This window comes from Nocardioides guangzhouensis (assembly GCF_004519545.1).
Lineage (GTDB): Bacteria > Actinomycetota > Actinomycetes > Propionibacteriales > Nocardioidaceae > Nocardioides > Nocardioides guangzhouensis.
Window position 1 is genome coordinate 26933 of the sequence record NZ_SDKM01000039.1, and the last position, 16585, is coordinate 43517.

13 protein-coding genes are annotated in these 16585 nt (G+C 68.8%); 6 read left to right on the top strand and 7 right to left on the bottom strand.

The window, feature by feature from the left end; genetic code table 11:
- The first annotated feature begins 19 nt into the window (after positions 1-19).
- Positions 20-1006, top strand: coding sequence for an ATP-binding protein (locus EKO23_RS20450; protein WP_134720171.1), 987 nt, complete (start codon positions 20-22; stop codon positions 1004-1006).
- Between the two features lie 38 nt (positions 1007-1044).
- Here EKO23_RS20450 and EKO23_RS20455 read toward each other — a convergent pair whose 3' ends face one another.
- The 5 genes from EKO23_RS20455 to EKO23_RS20480 form a co-directional block, all read right to left on the bottom strand.
- Positions 1045-2238, bottom strand: a complete 1194-nt coding sequence (locus tag EKO23_RS20455) for an NAD(P)/FAD-dependent oxidoreductase (RefSeq protein WP_134720172.1) — start codon at positions 2236-2238, stop codon at positions 1045-1047.
- Positions 2239-2304: 66 nt separating this feature from the next.
- A complete protein-coding gene (locus EKO23_RS26280; protein WP_134720174.1) occupies positions 2305-4161 on the bottom strand; it encodes a LuxR C-terminal-related transcriptional regulator in 1857 nt (618 codons plus the stop codon).
- 859 nt (positions 4162-5020) lie between these two features.
- A complete protein-coding gene (locus EKO23_RS20470; protein ID WP_134720176.1) occupies positions 5021-5290 on the bottom strand; it encodes a hypothetical protein in 270 nt (89 codons plus the stop codon).
- Between the two features lie 136 nt (positions 5291-5426).
- Complete coding sequence (locus tag EKO23_RS20475; protein ID WP_167880574.1) at positions 5427-5828, bottom strand: ester cyclase; 402 nt, start codon at positions 5826-5828, stop codon at positions 5427-5429.
- 99 nt (positions 5829-5927) lie between these two features.
- The gene (locus EKO23_RS20480) at positions 5928-8765 is read right to left on the bottom strand and encodes a helix-turn-helix transcriptional regulator (RefSeq protein WP_134720180.1); all 2838 of its coding nucleotides are present in this window, start codon (positions 8763-8765) and stop codon (positions 5928-5930) included.
- A 132-nt stretch (positions 8766-8897) separates the two neighbouring features.
- Between EKO23_RS20480 and EKO23_RS20485 the strand changes: the two genes are divergently transcribed.
- The 3 genes from EKO23_RS20485 to EKO23_RS20495 are packed head-to-tail and all read left to right on the top strand — an operon-like array spanning position 8898 to position 12033.
- Positions 8898-9542: a TetR family transcriptional regulator gene (locus EKO23_RS20485; protein ID WP_167880575.1), complete on the top strand. Its 645-nt coding sequence runs from the start codon at positions 8898-8900 to the stop codon at positions 9540-9542.
- Positions 9539-10459 (top strand): ABC transporter ATP-binding protein, encoded by a 921-nt coding sequence (locus EKO23_RS20490; protein WP_134720184.1) that lies wholly within the window; start codon positions 9539-9541, stop codon positions 10457-10459. The genes EKO23_RS20485 and EKO23_RS20490 overlap by 4 nt, the downstream gene beginning before the upstream one ends.
- The gene (locus tag EKO23_RS20495) at positions 10456-12033 is read left to right on the top strand and encodes an ABC transporter permease (RefSeq protein WP_134720186.1); all 1578 of its coding nucleotides are present in this window, start codon (positions 10456-10458) and stop codon (positions 12031-12033) included. Before EKO23_RS20490 ends, EKO23_RS20495 begins: the two co-directional genes overlap by 4 nt.
- 595 nt (positions 12034-12628) lie before the next feature.
- Here EKO23_RS20495 and EKO23_RS20500 read toward each other — a convergent pair.
- Both EKO23_RS20500 and EKO23_RS20505 read right to left on the bottom strand, forming a co-directional pair.
- Positions 12629-13084: a MarR family winged helix-turn-helix transcriptional regulator gene (locus EKO23_RS20500; protein WP_217702725.1), complete on the bottom strand. Its 456-nt coding sequence runs from the start codon at positions 13082-13084 to the stop codon at positions 12629-12631.
- On the bottom strand, positions 13081-13866 hold the full coding sequence (locus EKO23_RS20505) for an MBL fold metallo-hydrolase (protein WP_217702726.1): 786 nt from the start codon (positions 13864-13866) through the stop codon (positions 13081-13083). Before EKO23_RS20505 ends, EKO23_RS20500 begins: the two co-directional genes overlap by 4 nt.
- A gap of 580 nt (positions 13867-14446) precedes the next feature.
- On the opposite strand from EKO23_RS20505, the gene EKO23_RS20510 reads away from it, so the two are divergent.
- Complete coding sequence (locus tag EKO23_RS20510) at positions 14447-15154, top strand: M15 family metallopeptidase (protein ID WP_134720190.1); 708 nt, start codon at positions 14447-14449, stop codon at positions 15152-15154.
- Between the two features lie 509 nt (positions 15155-15663).
- Positions 15664-16485 carry a GNAT family N-acetyltransferase gene (locus EKO23_RS20515; protein WP_134720192.1) on the top strand — a complete coding sequence of 274 codons (822 nt, stop codon included), beginning with the start codon at positions 15664-15666 and terminating at the stop codon, positions 16483-16485.
- Positions 16486-16585: the final 100 nt, after the last annotated feature.

Sequence of the window (16585 nt, forward strand, 5' to 3'; positions counted from 1 at the left end):
GGGGGAGTGGAAGGTGGGTATGGCGGACGAGAAGCCCGGCGGCGATGACCTGAGCCTGGTCGGCAGCGTCCGGCTTCCGCCGGTGCCGGCAAGCGTGCCTCGAGCGCGGGCGTTCGTGCGGGAGTGCTTGGGTCCGAATCTCGACCCCGACCTGGTCGAGGATGTCGTTCTCGCCGTCAGCGAAGTCGTCACCAACGCCATCGAGCATGCCGGCACACCTGTCACCCTGACCGTGTCGACCCGGGCTGGGCGGACCCGGGTGTCCGTGAGCGACGCCAGCCGTCACATTCCGCGCCTGCGTGACTACGGGACGACGGCCGGCACCGGAAGGGGGCTCCGGCTGCTGGACCTGCTCACTGCGGCGTGGGGCATCGACGTCCGGCGGGAGACCGATGGCCCGTTCGGCAAGACGGTGTGGTTCGACATGGTGCCGGGTCACCGGCGCGACCAACCGACTTGGACCGGCGGGACGCCGGACCTCGAAGAGCCGGGGCGGGTCGATCCAGGACCCAGAGGCCCCGGCGACGACCTCCCAGGTCGAACCTGGGACCGGACCGCGGCCATCCAGCTGGTCGGTCTGCCGCTGTCCCTGTACGCCGAGTGGCGCCAGTCGGTCGAAGAGCTGCTACGTGAACAGTTCCTGGTCAACCTGGACCGGCATTCCGCCGAGTCCGCCGTGCACGTGCATGCGGAGTCCGCGGGGGCCCTGGCCAGCCTCGAGGAGGCGATCTCCTCACCTCGGGAGCGGCACACACGGTCCAGAGCAGTGGCTGGGGGGCCCACGACCAGGGACGTCGAGCTGAGGCTGTCGGAGGAAGGCAGCAACCAGTTCATGACGCTCGAGCGCACCCTGGGTGAAGCATCGGACCAGGCAGGAGACCCGGCCTCGATACCGACTGCCCGGCCCGAGCTCCGAGAGCTGGGGCGTTGGATCTGCGACCAGGTGCGCAACCAGGCCACCGGTGCCATCCCGATCCGGTGGCACGACCATCCGTCACGAGGCTGACTCGGGTCGGACCGACACCGTCGCCAGCGTGCGCGCGCTCAGGCAGCGGAGCTTGCGGCCAGGACCCGGCCGACGTTCGTGTCGGAGAAGAACTCAGCCGGGGACAAGGCGCCCGAGACCACCGACACGAACGCGTCCATGAACTCCCGGTGGGACGTGGTTGCCCGGAGCAGCTGTTCCAGCTCTGGCGGGGGCGGGTTGAGGGTCGCCATCTGCGAGGTGAACTCGTACATCGGGACCACCCGGGCGTCCCTGTCCCGGTGCCACCGGGACATGGCCTCCTCGTAGTCGAGCTGTCCACCCAGCCACCGGTCCACTGCCTCCGCGCACCCCTCCGCGTCGAGGAATGCGTCGGTGATTCCCTGGGCCGTGATCGGATCCTTGTTGTAGCCGGCGTCGCCGACGAGGGCCCAACCGTGGCCATACGGTCGGCGCAGCCAGCCGGGCACTGCGCCGCCGCGGAACGGTGCCTCCTGTCGGGCGCGGGAGACACGGTCGGCAAGCTCAGGGACAAGCTCGAGCGTCGCGTAGAAGTTGCCGGCAACGTCGGCCTTGAAGGCCCGCGCCTCGGTGTACGGCCAGCCCATGACGAGCATCGTGAGACCGTCGTGGGTCGGCGCGCACCCGATCCCGCGGCCAGGGCGGATGAAGTTCTCCAAGCCATCGGTCGGGAGCCCGCTGAAGTACGTGTAGTACCCGTACTGCAGCCGCGGCTTGAGGTGGTACTCGGCAGGGCGCACGGCCTTGACGAGCCCGCTGTTCCGGCCGTCGGCCGCGATCACGACGCGCGCGCTCTCTGCCGTCCCGTCGCACCGGACACCCTGGACGCGACCATCCGAGCCGACGACGACCTCGTCGACGTTGACGCCTTCGCGCACCTCCGCACCGGCCTCGCGCGCCGCGTCGACCAGCATCTTGTCGAGGATGGTGCGTCGGGGGGCGTATGCCACGTCGACACCGTCGACTGGCCGCGTGGTCCCGCGGATGGTGAACGTCCCGAAGTCGAAGGAGTACGTCGTGATCGGGACGCAGCGCGTCTCCGTTAGCCGATCCAACAGCCCCCAGCGTCGAAGGGCGGCAATGCCGGGTGCGTGGATGACGTGGGTGGAGAGCGTGTCGCTCGGGAACGTCGCTCGGTCGATTGCCAGGACGCGGTAGCCCTTGCGCGCGAGCAGCATGGCGGTGGGGGAGCCGGCAACGCGGGCTCCGATGACGATGACGTCGTGATTCATTACTGCCTCCTCGGGGTTCGTGGAGACACTCGCGCGGAACAGCGCCTGGGGTATCGGGGAGTTCCCCTATTTCCTGTCGGGCTCGTGTCGCACCGCATAGGCCACAGCCTCGGCCCGGTTGCGCAGCCCGAGCTTGGCGAGAAGGTGACCGACGTGGTGCTCGACGGTCTTGCGGCTGATGAAGAGGCGCTCGGCGATCTCCGGGTTGGACAGGCCTTCACCGATCAGGAGCAGCACGTCTCGCTCCCGCCTCGTCAGCTGTTCGCCGGACCTTCGGGGTGGGCCGGCTCTCGCGCCGAGGCTTCGTAGCAGGGCGCCTGCCTGAGCGGCGTACGGGGCCGCGTCGAGCTCTTCGAACACACCCAAGGCAACGCGGGCCTCCGCCACGGCGACGGCAGGCGCGGAGGCAGCGCACGTGCGAGCCAGGTGAAGGCGGCAGAGACCGGCCTCGAACGGCAGCTGCGCCTCGAGGAATCCGTCGAGCGCGTGTCGCAGCCAGTGCCGGGCCTCGGGACCGGGTGCCCGGCCGCGCGCGAAGGCCAGCACGGCGCTCGAGTACCCCGACGGGTGCGCCGCGACGCAGGTGGCCATGGCGGCGAGGGTCTCCGCGGGATCATCGCCGGCGGCGAGCTTTGCGTCGACGAGCATGGCCAGCAGGGGCAGGCAGCTGCTGCTGCCCGGATCGGCGGACTGCAAGGCATGCTCGAGGATGCTCCTCGCGAGCGCGTTCTCTCCGCGGGCGAGGTGCAGGGCGGCCCGGACCTTGCTGGCCTCGTCGCCCTCGACGTCCTGGAGCAGCGCGGCAGCCTCGTCGTATCGGCCCTGCTTGACCCTGAGCTCGGCCAGACGGACCAGGGCACCCGTCCGCAGGGTTCGTTGTCCCATGGTCCACAGACGAACTGCCTCGGTGAGCGTCGCATCCGCCTCTCGCCAGCGGCCGGCGGCGGTCAGGAGGCCGCCGTAGTGGGTGTGGCAGTAGGCGCTGACTGCCGGCAGGTTCCGTCGCTCCGCCAGCTGGTCGCCGACCCCGATCCACTGCTCGGCGCGGGCGACGTCGCGCGCGTGCTCGCAGGCCGAGAAGAGCTGGCAGAAGATCTCCTCGACGACCATGAAGTTCGACACGTCACCGCCGGCGGTGGCCGCGAGGGCCTCGTCGAGCAGCGCCATGCCCTCCTCTCGCCGGTCGTCATGGACCAGGCTGGCGCCGAGGTAGGCGAGGGCGGCGAAGGTCAGGTCCGGATCGCCCGTCGTACGGCCCACCGCGAGTGCCTCGTTCAGGCGAGCGTTTCGGGTCATCCGGTTGCTCTCGAACATTCCCTGCGTGAGGGCCACCCAGCCGCGCTCGCCGTCGTCGGGATGCTCGTGCAGGAGTGACCTGGCCCTGGCGATCCATCCGTTGGCGACGGCCCAGTTACCCGACGTCGAACCGTGCATCCCGCCCAGCATCCGGGCCACCCTCGCCGCCCCGGCCCCGTCGTCGGCCGCCCGATACGCGGCATAGGCGGCTTGCATCTCGTCGATCGCACGCATGTGCTCCAGCAGTACGAACGACGCGGATGCGCGAGCCTCCAGCACCTCGCCCGTCGGGTTGAGCTGTTCGAGCAGGGCCCGGGCTCGAGAGGCATCGCCTGCAGCGAGGAGCGAGCGTCCCTGGGTGAGGAGGTTCGCCGTCACGTTCCGATCATCCATCCAAGGGGCCCGCGTGGCGATCGTGGTCCGCCCACCACTGGTCGCGCACCGACACAGGTGACAGCGGTGGAGCCGACACGTGTCGACCGCGTGACAGCCCTCGGACGAGGTTCCGGCAGTTGGGCGAACCGGGTTGTCCCGCGAGCTTCTGCGTGGGTTCCATGAGGGCGTGCCGGTGATTCCGCCGGCGCGACGTCCATCCGAGGAGGGGAGCGGATCCTTGCTCACGATCACGACGAACGCCCTGGCCGTCATCCGACGCGTCACCGGACACCCGACGCTGGAGGAGGCCTCCGGAGTCCGGATTGCGCGTCGGGCTGCGCCTGCCCGATCTCTGGACGTGCGGGCCGTCAACGGTCCGCAGCCCGGGGACCGCGTCGTGGAACGTGACGGGGCGAGGCTGATCCTGGGCCCGCAGGCGGCCCGACAGGTGGAGGGGCGAACCCTGGACGCCCGCACCGATCCGGAGGGCCGGGTCCAGTTCGTGCTCCGGATGGCCCGATGACGCACCTCGATGCTGTGCGTGCGCGGCGGCGTGAGGCGGTCATCGTGTCTGCCCGACGTGCGGTCCGACGAGCCCAGAGACGTGTTCTGACCGTTCAACACCTCCGGCGCCTCACCTGACGTTCGAGCTGGTGGCAGGCCTGCGAGGAGCTGGGACTGCCCGGCTACCCGCCGTACGGGCCGGAGAGTACGAACCTCAACCTTGTCCTGCGCCAGACCCCGAGCGACCCGATCAGCGGCAGGTCGACCCTGCGCGCGTCGGTCCGCGACATCCCTGCGCTCAGCACGGTGGCCCCGTCCGAAGCCTGAGCATCGTCACGGAACTGCAACGCCCTCGGCCAGGTCCTGGTCACATCCTGCCGACAGGGTGGTGTCCTGTGGGTCGACCCCGAGGGCGACTCCGTGAACGGGCCGAGTGCCTCGCGGTGCGTCGTTCACGGAATGCCCCACTTCCCTGGGGTCGGCGCCGGGGACACGGTGGCGATCGAGGCCACCCACAACAGCAGACCACCGTGTCTCCGGCGCCCGAGGGGACGGCACCACCGGGACGCGACGTCGCTGCGGAAACGCGCCGTCAGGGTGACGGGGTTCAGGAGGCGACCAGGATCGTCATCGTCTCGGGGAGGACCGTGTCGTACTTCATTGCCTCCGTCAGCTCGTCCGAGGGGTTCTCCAGCACAGCGAACAGAACGTCGAGGTCGGCCACGTCCATCATCAATCCGACCTTCGTCCGGTCCTGGGGGTTCACGAACGTCCGCAGGTTGCTGGCGCCCACTGAGGGCAGGAGCTCCTCACGCTTCGGCGATGAGAGCCAGTGGTCGGTGTCGGTGACATCGTGGGTCACGATGATCGTGGGCATTACTCCTCCTTGTGCAGTGTGTTCGAGGTGGCCTGGGCGGCCATCCCGGGGAATGGAGGGCATCAACGACAGAAGACCTCCACGTTCACGATGTCGAACATCAGGCGACGTTCGAGCCCGGGGCAACCGGCCTGCGTCACGCCGGAGCGGCGGCAGGCATGACGCCGAGCTGCTGCATGAGCCTGAGCATGTCGGCGACTCCCCAGTGCTCGCAGACCAAGCCGGCCGAGTCGAAGCGCATGATGTCGATGAGCTCCACGTCCGCGCTGCCGCCGGTCGGCGGGATGCCGATGAACTCGCCTCTCTGCGTGCCGGTGACCCGGACGCGTGCCACGGTCTTGTCACTGCCCGCGATCAGGTCCTGGACGGCCATGTGCCAGTCGGGGAAGGCCCCCGCCAGGTCTCGGAAGAAGTCGAGGGTGCCCTCCTTGGTGGGAGGATATCCGGGCCCTCCTTGGTGCTCGACGAAGTCGGCGGCCAGGAGGTCACCGAAGCCGTCGATGTCTCCTGCGTTGATCAGTTCGTAGGTGTTTCGCATCGTCGCCGCGTGGTCCACAGTGCCCCTCCCTTGATCCGAAGCCTGGGCCATGCGTGACCCCGGCGCCTCCGATTGTGTTCGCGGCGTACGGCGCAGACATCACTCGATCGAGTGAGGCACCAAAGCGGCGAGCGCGGCGCGGTTGGGTACGCCCAGCTTGCTGAAGACGTGGCGGAGGTGGGTGTTGACGGTGTGCGGCGAGATGTACAGCTGCCGGGCGACGGCGCCGTTCGTCAGGCCCTCGGCGACCAGCCGGGACACCGCCTTCTCCGTGGACGTGAGGCTCTCCCAGCCGCTCGTCGGCCGGTGCCTGTTCCCGCGGGGGCCAGGATGGACGCCCAGCGTTCGTAGCTGTGCCCGGGCCCGGCCCGCCCATGCATCGGCGCCCGCCTTCTCGTAGCGATGCAACGCCTCTTGCAGCAGCGCCGCCGACTCGTCCCGCCGGCCGTTCTCGGCGAGCAGCTGGGCCGCGTCCTCGCAGGCGCCGGTGTGCTCGACGAGATGCGGCGCCTGGCGGGCCAGCCCGACGGCGTCGACCAACGCCTCTGTGTCGCCGTCGACCAGTCCCTGGCAGCGCAGCGCCAGGCTACGAACGGTGGGCACGTCGGGCGCCAGCGCGGCCCCTCTCCGCACCACGCCCGCCACATCGGCCGCGACCTCTTCATGACCCAGCGCCAGGGCGAGGCGAACGAGGTCCGGAGCGAGACAGCGGTGGTAGAAGCGGCACTCCCGCGCGATGTCGAACTGCCAGCAATGCAGCAACACGTCATACGCGCCTTGAAGATCACCTTCTGCAGCCCTCAGGCCGGCCACCGCACAGGCGAGGACCCCTGCGTTGTACGGCAGCTGGTCACCCTCCAGCACCGGGATGAGCGGGGCGGCGAGCTCCTTGGCTGTCAGCAGATCTCCCGTCCCTGTCGCGATGAAGATCCGGTAAGCCAGCGATTGATTGACCAGGAGTGGGTTGCCCTTCTCCTGCGCGGCCCGGCCGCCGGCAACCAGACCCGGGAGGGCATCGCCCCAATCCCCGATGACGAACGACGCCTGAGCGTCGGCCATCAGCGTCTCGGAGAGCCACCACGCGGAGCCGAACTGGTCGTCGAGCGCCTCGCGGAACGCCGCGCGTGCCTCGGCCACGCGGTCGCAGTCGATGAGCGCCAGGCCGAGGAAGAACGTCGGCTGCAGCGGCAGCGATCTCGTGTCCTGCGACTCGGCCGCGAGAACTGCCGCCCGGCGGGCGTGCACGAGGGCCTCCCCGAAGCGGCCGCGTCGTCCGACCGCCACCAAGAGCGCTGTCAGTGCCCACACCGTCATGGCGACGTCCTCCGCCTCCTCGGAGATGGCGAGGGCACGGGCAGCGGCCGACTCACCCCCTCGGGGATCGCCCGAGTAGGTCAGCGCCCAGCTCTGCTGGGCGAGCATCATCACCTGGCCGGAGGGTCCGAGCTCGATCGAATCGAGACTGGTCTGGACGAGAGCGATGAGCTCGTCGGTGCGGTTCTGAAGCGCCAGGGCTCCCAGGAGTGCAAGGCGCAGCGGGATGTCCGCCTCGGGGGCGTGGCGCCGGGCGAGGATTGCTTCTGCCCGGCCCGAGGCCTCGGCGACCTGGCCGGCGCGGAGCAAGGCCTGGACGACCTCCGATGCCACCAAGTCCGCGTCGCGATGCCCGAGCGGCAACAAGGCTTCGGCGCGGCGCATGAGCTCGGCGGAGACCGGTGGGGCCTGTGCCGATGCCGCACCCGCTGCTTCGCGCAGCCAGGCGACCGCCTCTTCGTCACCCCGCTCCGCGCCGCGCACCAGATGGTCGGCCACCTCGAGCCGGTGTGCGCCCGCGGCCATCAGAGCGACCGCGGCCTCGCGATGCAGCACCCGGCGGGCGGACGACGCAATCCGTTGGTAGATCGCGTCGTGCACGAGCTGGTGCCGGAAGACCACTCGCTCGTCGGACGTGTCGAGAAGCTGGGCGTCGAAGGCGGGGCCGAGCTGCGCGACCACGTCGACCCCGGGCCGGTGGGCGACAGCAGCGACATCGCGCAACGACACCGCATCCCCGAGCACCGCGGTGATCTGCAGCAGGTCCAGCGTCGCTGTCGGCAGGTGTTGCAGACGGCGCACCACCAGGTCACTGAGCGAAGCCGGCAGCTCCGAGGTCGTCGTCTCGACGTCGTCGCCGGTGCCGCGCAGCAAGCTCTCGTCTGCCAACGAGCGCAAGATGGCCAGGACCCACAGGGGGTTCCCACCCCCCTTGGCCAGCACGGCACTCAGCTCAGGGCCGGGATCAGCGCCGAGCAGCCGGCGCGCAAGCAATGCCACCTCGTCAGGCGTCAGCGGCAGCAGGTCCACCGCGCGGGCCCCTCCGGCGGCCAGGTCCTCCAGCAGCCGGGCCACCTCGGCCGATCGCGGCGACGGCCGGGCGGTGACGACGACAAGGAGCTGTTCCAGCGTCAACTGACGCGCCACGGACCAGATTGCCGACAAGGTCGCCGTGTCCGCCCAGTGGATGTCCTCGACCACCAGCACCACGGGGCTCCGGGAGCACGACGACTCCACCAGATCGACGATCTCCTCGATGACCCGGTACTGAGAGTCGCCCGCGACAGAGCCAGGCATGGCGTCCCCGCCGCGCAGAAGAGCATCGATCGCAGCCCTGCGTGGATCCCCAGAGCGCCGGTTCAGGTCCAGGGCGGCCACCATCGCACCGAACGGACGGGTGCGCTCGAACGGGTGAGCCTGGCCGACGAACGCGGTCATGTTCTGGGCCCGCGCTTCTTCCGCGATGCTCTGCACCAGGCGTGTCTTGCCGATGCCCGCCTCTCCTTCGATGACGAGGACGGACGATCGCCCCGCGCGGAGGCGGCGGAGCTCGGCCACCGCCAGGGCTACCTCGGCCTGCCTTCCCACCAGATCATCCGACGACACACTCACAGACTTGCCCACGGCGGCAGGCCCGTCCAGCCGATGCGTACTGGTCCGATCCGCAACCCATGCCCGTCGCTGGGGAGTGAGCCAACCTCCGCTCCAGAGGAGGTGGGGTTGTGTCCTGCTGAACGAATGATTAGTATGCTGAACATGTGTTCAGACCGCCAGGTGCCGCCGGGTGACTTGACCGCCAGGGCGACGATCCGCAACGCAGCGCTGCGCCTCTTCGCGGAGAGTGGCCCCGAGGCCGTCACGGTGCGGGAGGTTGCGGCAGCAGCGGCCGTGTCGCCGGCGCTGGTCATGCATCACTTCAGCAGCAAGGCAGGGCTGCGCGCGGCGGTGGACGAACACGTGGCGCACAGCTTCGATGCGGTGCTCGACAACCTGACCGAGGACGGGATCGAGGACGCGCTCACCGGCGGCGACTCGACGTCGCTGGCCGAGGCTTTCGTCGCCGGCTTTCCCCCGGGATCCCCGGTGCCGGACTACTTGCGCCGGCTGCTGCTGACCAACGACCCGACCGGCGACCGGGTGTTCGCCCGCTGGTTCGCAGTGAGCGAACGGGTGCTGACCGATCTCGAGGCGGCCGGCATTGCACGACCGAGCCAGAACCGGAAGGTGCGGGCAGCCTTCCTCTTTGTCAACGACCTGGCAGCGATCCTGCTGGCCCGACACATCGGGCAGGTGTGCGGAGTCGACCTCCACACGAGCGAGGGCATGACCCGGTGGGCTGCCGAAGCGGTCGACGTCTACAGCCAAGGCGCCTTCCGTGCGAAAGAAGAAGATGAGACATGAGCGACGACATCGTCCGTATCGAGGGCCTCGTCAAACAGTTCGGAAGGTTCCGCGCGCTGGACGGCCTCGACCTCGACGTACGCCGTGGCGAGGTGCACGGGTTCCTTGGACCCAACGGTGCCGGTAAGTCCACCACGATCCGGATCCTGCTCGGTCTCATGCGCCTCGATGGCGGCAGGATCACGCTCTTCGACCGCGATCCGTGGAGCGAGGGAACCCGGCTGCGCGGCGACGTGGCCTACGTGCCCGGTGACGTGTCGCTGTGGGCGGGCCTCACCGGCGGGGAGTGCATGGACATTCTCGCCGGGGTCCACGGTGGGATGAACCCCGGGCGGCGGGCCGAGCTGATCGATCGCTTCGACCTCGACCCGACCAAGCGGGCACGCGACTACTCCAAGGGCAACCGGCAGAAGGTGGCCCTGGTCGCGGCGCTGGCCAGCGAGGTGGGACTGATCGTCCTCGACGAGCCGACCTCAGGGCTCGACCCGCTGATGGAGCAGGTCTTCCAGGACGTCATCCGGGAGCGCCGACAGCAGGGCGCCACGGTTCTGCTGTCCAGCCACATCCTCTCGGAGGTGGAGGCGTTGGCCGACCGGGTGAGCATCATCCGGCGCGGGAAGACGGTGACCTCCGGAACCCTCGCGGACCTGCGCCGGCACACCCGCACCAGTGTCCACGCGCTGACCGGATCCGCCGTGGCTTCGCTGGACATGGTTGCCGGGCTGGAAGGCCTGAGGACCGGACAGGTCGACGGAAGCGTCGAGACGCGGTTCACCGTCGGTCCGGATGAGCTCGGGCAGGCGATGGGACTGATCCACGCGGCCGGCATCCGGGGCCTCACGGTGGAGCCGCCGAGCCTGGACGAGCTGTTCCTGCGCAACTACAGCGAGGACGAGACCGGCGCGGTGTCGGCATGACGGGAACCGCGGCCATGCTGGCCATCCAGTGGCGCGCGCAGCGCCGACGTCTCCTGGTGTGGGTGCTCGCGACCGTCGGCACCCTGGCGTTCACCGCGATCGCTGTGGCCCAGCTCTACAACACGCCCGAGGAGATCGCCTCCTACGGTCAGGCTGTGGTCAGTGACGCACTGGTTGCCATCAACGGCCATGTGGAGGGAATCGACACCCTGGGGGGCATCATCCAGGACGAGTTCGGCTTCATCGCCTCCTTCCTGATGCCGCTGGTCGGGCTGGCCCTGGTTGCCGGAATGACCCGGGGCGAGGAGGAGTCCGGACGTCTCGAGGCGCTGCTGGCAGGGCGGATCGACCGACGGTCCCCGGTGGTCAGTGCGATGCTGCTGGTGGTGGCCGCGGTTGTGGTGATGGACGTCGGTTTCGTGCTCGCGCTGTTGGCTGCCGGGATCGAGCTCGGCCCGGCGGTGCTCTACGCCCAGGCCCTGGGCATGGTGACCGTCGTCTTCGCCGCGCTCGCCGCGGTCTGCGCCCAGGTCGTCCTCCACAGCAGGGGTGTCTATGCCCTCGGCTTCGCCGCCCTCGGGCTCTCCTACGTCCTACGGGGTGTCGGCGACGTCAATGAAACGTTCTGGGTGTGGCTCTCCCCGCTCGGCTGGCTGGAGAAAACCGCTCCCTTCGCCGACGAACAACGCTGGTGGGTCCTGCTCATCCCGATGGCCGTCGCGACCGGGTTGACCTTCCTCGCCGTCGGGCTGACCCGGCGCCGCGACCTCGGCGCCGCGCTGTACCGCCAGGGACCAGGTGAACCGGCCGCCTCGGCCTGGCTGGTCCGGCCCATCGGGCTGGCGCTGCACGGCCAGCTCGGCTCGTTCCTCGGCTGGCTGGTCGGATCGGTCGCGCTTGCTGCGGTCATGGGCGCCCTGGCACAAGAAGTCGTCGGCGCCATCCTCGGCAACCCCTCAGTCAGCGAAGCGATGGGGATCACCCGGCACGATGCCGCCGACGGCTTTCTCGCCTCGACCCAGGTCTACCTCGCGGTCATCGCCTGCGGCTACGTCGTCCAGGCACTCGGCTCACTCCGACGCGAGGAGGCGGCTGGCCGCCTCGAGCCCGTCCTCGCGGGAGCGTCGGGCAGGATGCGGTGGCTGGGCGCACAAGTGCTCGTCGTCGGCACCGGCCTGGTCGTGATAGTCGTGCTGTCGGCGGTGGTGTTCGGCGCCACCACCTCGCTGTCGACCGGTGACTCCGGCTACGTCGGCACCCTGCTGGTGTCGGGGCTGGCCTACCTGCCAGCCGAGCTCGTCATGGCCGCGGTCGCGGTGCTGCTCTACGGGATCGTTCCTCGCGCGTTCGGCCTGGCCTGGGCGGCGTTCGCCGCGGTCACCTTCATCGGTCTGCTCGGCGCGGCCCTCCAGCTTCCGGACTGGGTGCTGAACCTGTCTCCGCTGACCCACGTAGGAAACCCGCCGGTCGACGACATCGACACCACTGCCCTGGCCCGGCTGGGTCTGCTGTCGGCCCTTCTGGCTTCCGCGGCGTTCGCCGGGTTCCGCCACCGCCGGATACCCCAAGGCTGAGCTGCTCTGGAACGGGGCCTCGCCAACGAGCTGACTGACTCGCGTCCCGAGCAGGATTCGTCGTCGGCCCATCGCCGGAGGGCATCGCCGATCAGGCTGCTGCGGCACTCCCACGGGTTCGGTGCCACCCGAGGCGCACTTCCTTGACCGGGGAACACCTTGGCAAGCCCCGACGCTAGCCATCCCACCCTGCAGGGGAGCGCCTTGCATCGGGGCCACCAAGTGGCCTCTGCATCAAAGTAGGCGGGATACCGCACTCCAGACGCTATGTGGGTTGCGCCGCCAGCGCGCGCGGATGGACGTCCAGCGCCCGAGATCTGAGGGGCGATGGGGGAGCGCTTGTTCCCCGAGTATTCCCAAAGTGTCCACGCGCGAGGGCGTAGGGCGGCGAACCTGGCCGCGCTGTATCGCCTGACCGGCTCGGGCCTGATCGCAAGCGCGTGATAGGTCGCCGGGTGTTCGGTCGCTGGGCCAATGACCCAGAGGTCAGCCGGGCGCCGGGCCAACACTGCGATCCGGGCTCGATCGCCCGGTGCGGACAACTGCTGCAAACGCGGCGGATAGACGCACGTTCAAGCGCGTGGGTCGCGGTAGGTCACAAGCAGGAGCCAGGGTCGAGGTGGTCGCCGATGAGCTCGAAGAGCATTCGCCGGAGCAAGGCGACTTCGGCCGCCGTGAAGTCGCTGAGGGCCTCGGCCTCCGCGGCCGCGCTCGCCTCCGCGACACGGGCGCGCAGTCGGTCTCCCGCGCGCGTGATCTCGGGCATGCGGGCTCGGCGATCCGTGGCGTTTGCCCGTCGCACGACCAGACCTTGGTGCTCGAGCCGGTCGAGCTGGCTCATCAGGGTCGTCTTGTCCAACCCGACGGCTCTGGCGAGTTCAACCTGACTCAGGCCTGGCCACTTGTCCAGAGCACTCAGCACGATGTGATCTCGAAGCGACAGTCCGTGCTTCTCGGCATGCTCGCTGGTGACGACGTGCATACGCTGCGCTGCGCGGTGCAGCAGCCAGGTGATTTCGGAGTCGACGCTGGGTCCTGCGGCCGTCGTCACTGGGACATGTCCGCTGGCAGTAGGGGGATTCCGTCGTAGGCGTGTACGTCGTGCGCCGGTATCACGTGCATGAGTTCGTTCAACGAGGCGACGCGGAGAATGCCTTGGCGTACCTGCGCTGCGTCGCTGTCGGCTAGCTTTCGCAGCAGCCAGGGCCGTTCGAGGCGGCGTTGGATGCCGTCTAGCTGCCACGTGATGTCGCCGATGAAGGCGTACCGCTCGCTCGATGGGAGCGTGACGAAAACGACCACCGATCCTGTGGTGTGGCCACCTGCCAACGCGATCACCATCGAGCCGTCGCCGAAGACGTCGAGGCTCTTGGGAAACCCCAGGTAGGCGTGGTCGTCGAAGGTGTACTCGTGGATGCCGTGGTCGGAGGAGACGACTCGGAAGACCTTGCCGGCGGCGTCGGTTGCCGCGTACTTCCGCTCTGCTGCGTTGATCCAGATGGGCACGGGTAACGAATCGAGGCCACCGGCATGATCCCAGTGAGAATGGGTGAGGATGACGCCTCGCAACCGCTCCAGGTCGTAGCCGGCTCGCTGCAGCTGTTGGCGCGCTGTGCTGCCCGCCTGATGGGGAGCGCGGACGACACGGGGCAGCAGCTTGACGTGCTCTGCGACGTGCTCTCCGAACCCGGCGTCAATGAGGAAGTCGCCTTGCGGGTGCATGAGGAGGACAGCAGTCGCGGCAAAGTTGCGCTTCTCGCGAAACGACCCACCCTGCACCGCGAAGGCCGCACGCGTCTCGTAGGTGCCCGTCGGTAGCTGGAAGATCGCCATGCCCCGGGGCGGGTCCGCGGCGGGTAACGGAGTGGACCACGGCGCTGGAGCGGGGAGCGATGCCATGACCCAGACCGTACGAACTCAGATCATCCGAATCAAGACGAACGTTCGCCCCAACGCACTCGACCAGTGCTGAAGACGGAGATGAGCGCACTCGCCCCTCCCGCGACGGATCCCATCCAGGGGCACGCGCCCGCCGCGTGACGCTCGCGTGACACGCGCCTATCGGCAGACTCTGTAGGTCCGTCTGCGCCGACTGGCGGCGAAATGACGCGCGTTGCCTCTCGTCGTATCTGGGCGCTCCGACGGTTCGCGAGTCGCGGGACCGGCGCTTGGATCTTCGGGCGTCCCCGGTCCGTAGGCCCGGAGACCCGGAACATGGTCCGACCACGTCAGGATGCGCGCGAGCGCACGATCGCCCCGTCATTCTCATCCATCGATTCGTGGTCCGGACGCGCTGGCTCCTGGTCCGGCGCGACGACGTGACCGCTCGACACTGGGTGACGCAGGACGGTGGTAGGGCTAGGGTCTTGTCGCACCACCTGCTCGTTGAAGAGTTGCCACAGGGGAGAAAGCAATGAAGATCTCGGGTTTCCTGTCCTCCGTGACGTTGGCCGTGGCGGTGGCGCTGGCGGTCCCGCTCACCGCATCTCCTGCGACGTCGAGTGCGGAGACCGCGACGCCTGCTCCCTCGGCGTTCCAGGCGACCATTCGGTCCGTCGACGAGGAGACGCGGGCGCGGATGATCGGGGTGTCATGGCAGCCCGGTTGCCCGGTGCCGATCGACGATCTGCGGATCATCGAGATGAACTTCGTCGGGTTTGACGGCGCCGTCCACTCTGGGGGCCAACTGATGGTGCACCGGCTGGTCGCCTCCCAGGTGGTGGAGGCGTTTCGGGTGCTGTTCGAGAACGACTTCCCGATCCGGCGCATGGAGCTGATCGAGAACTACGGCGGATCCGACGACGCTTCCATGGCCGCGGACAACACCTCGGCGTTCAACTGCCGGCCCATCACCGGCACGACGGACCGATTCTCGATCCACTCCTACGGCCAGGCCATCGACATCAACACCGTCGAGAATCCGTATGTCCGGGGCAGCACCGTTCTGCCGCCGGCGGGGGTCGACTACCTGGACCGCACCGATGTACGTCCGGGGATGATCACCAAGAACGACGTGGTGGAGAAGGCCTTCCGGGAGCAGAAATTCTTCTGGGGCGGTGACTTCAACTCGCTGAAGGACTACCAGCACTTCGAGACCAAGAAGCTGGTGCTGCCCGACTGACCTGGGCGACCGGAAGACGTCGGCCCGCAGGCGCTGCCTGCACCGTGGCCGGCGGGGGCGCTACCGGTTGGAACCATTGGTGCCCTACCGCCCGACATAGAGGGCGCCTTGTCGCGGCGGATTGACGCAGCTCATTCGGCGGGATCACTCTTAGGGGTGAGGCTTCACTGCCTCAAGTGTCGCTGGCAATCGTTCGATCGAGCGCGAAGCCGTCCCTAAGGTGGTCCATGTCGGTTCCCCGGTCCGGCTCCAACCTGCGGCCCGAGCCTCGGTTTGGCTCGAGCACTCGGCCCGGCGCGACGCGTGGGCGTGGGTTACTCCTCGGGGTCGTTGTCGGCGGGGTCTTCTTCGTCCTGCTCGCGCTCAACCCGGAGCTCACGGGAGACCCATACGGCGACTCGCGGACTGACGCAGCGGGGCTGACCCTGCCCAACCACAGGCTCGCGAGTTCGGAACCCCGATGCGCGACATGATCGTCTTCGCCCACGACCTCAACGAGACGGATCATCATGTTCGTTGATGTGGACTTGGCGGTTCGGGCCGAGAAGGAGGAGGCGGAGTTCATGGCCGCCTGTAGCCGCGCGACCGGACTGCGATACGACGTGCCCGCCTTCCAGGTGCCGATCGCCGGTGGCGTCGCGACCTACGCAGGGCCGGACTCACCGTTCAACAAGGTGGTCGGTGTCGGGTTCGCCGGGACTCCATCAACTGCCGAGCTGAACGCTCTCGAGGAACGTTACGCAGAGCACGACGCACCTACCAGCTTCGAGATCGCCACGTTGGCCGCACCCGAGGTATTCGAGGCCCTAACCGAGCGTGGGTACCTACTGGTCTCGTTCGAGAACGTACTGCTCCGACGACTCGAGGCGACAAATGACGAGCCCTCGATCGTCAGCATCGACGTACGCCGCGCTGAAGGTGAACTGGACGTCTGGTTGAACCTGGCGGTCGAGTCGGCGCTGCATCCGGACACAGCCGGGGTCCGGCAGCACGACACCTTCCCGCGCGAGTCGCTCGAGGCAGCTGAGATGGCGGGCGCCGATGCTGGCGCACGTCTGTACGTGGCCAGCATCGGCGGCGAGCCCGCCGGCGCAGGAGGGTTTCGGATGGCCGGCGAGTTCGCCCAGCTGACCGGGGCGGGCACGGCCCCTGCGTTTCGTCGTCGCGGTGTCCAGAAGGAGCTCGTACGGACCCGTCTGCGAGATGCGCGCGAGGCGGGCTGCGAGTACGCGATCGTGACGACCCAGCCGGGATCCACCTCACAGGCCAACATGCACCACTTCGGATTTGGCCTCGGCTACGCACGGGCGGTCCTTGCCCGAGCCGGGTAGGCGACTGGGCTCGCTCCCTGGGTTGGGGCGGTGCGTCTATCGGGGCTACTGGTGACGCAGTCAAGTCTCGGTCGTCTGACATTCGGCAGCGCCGTAGATC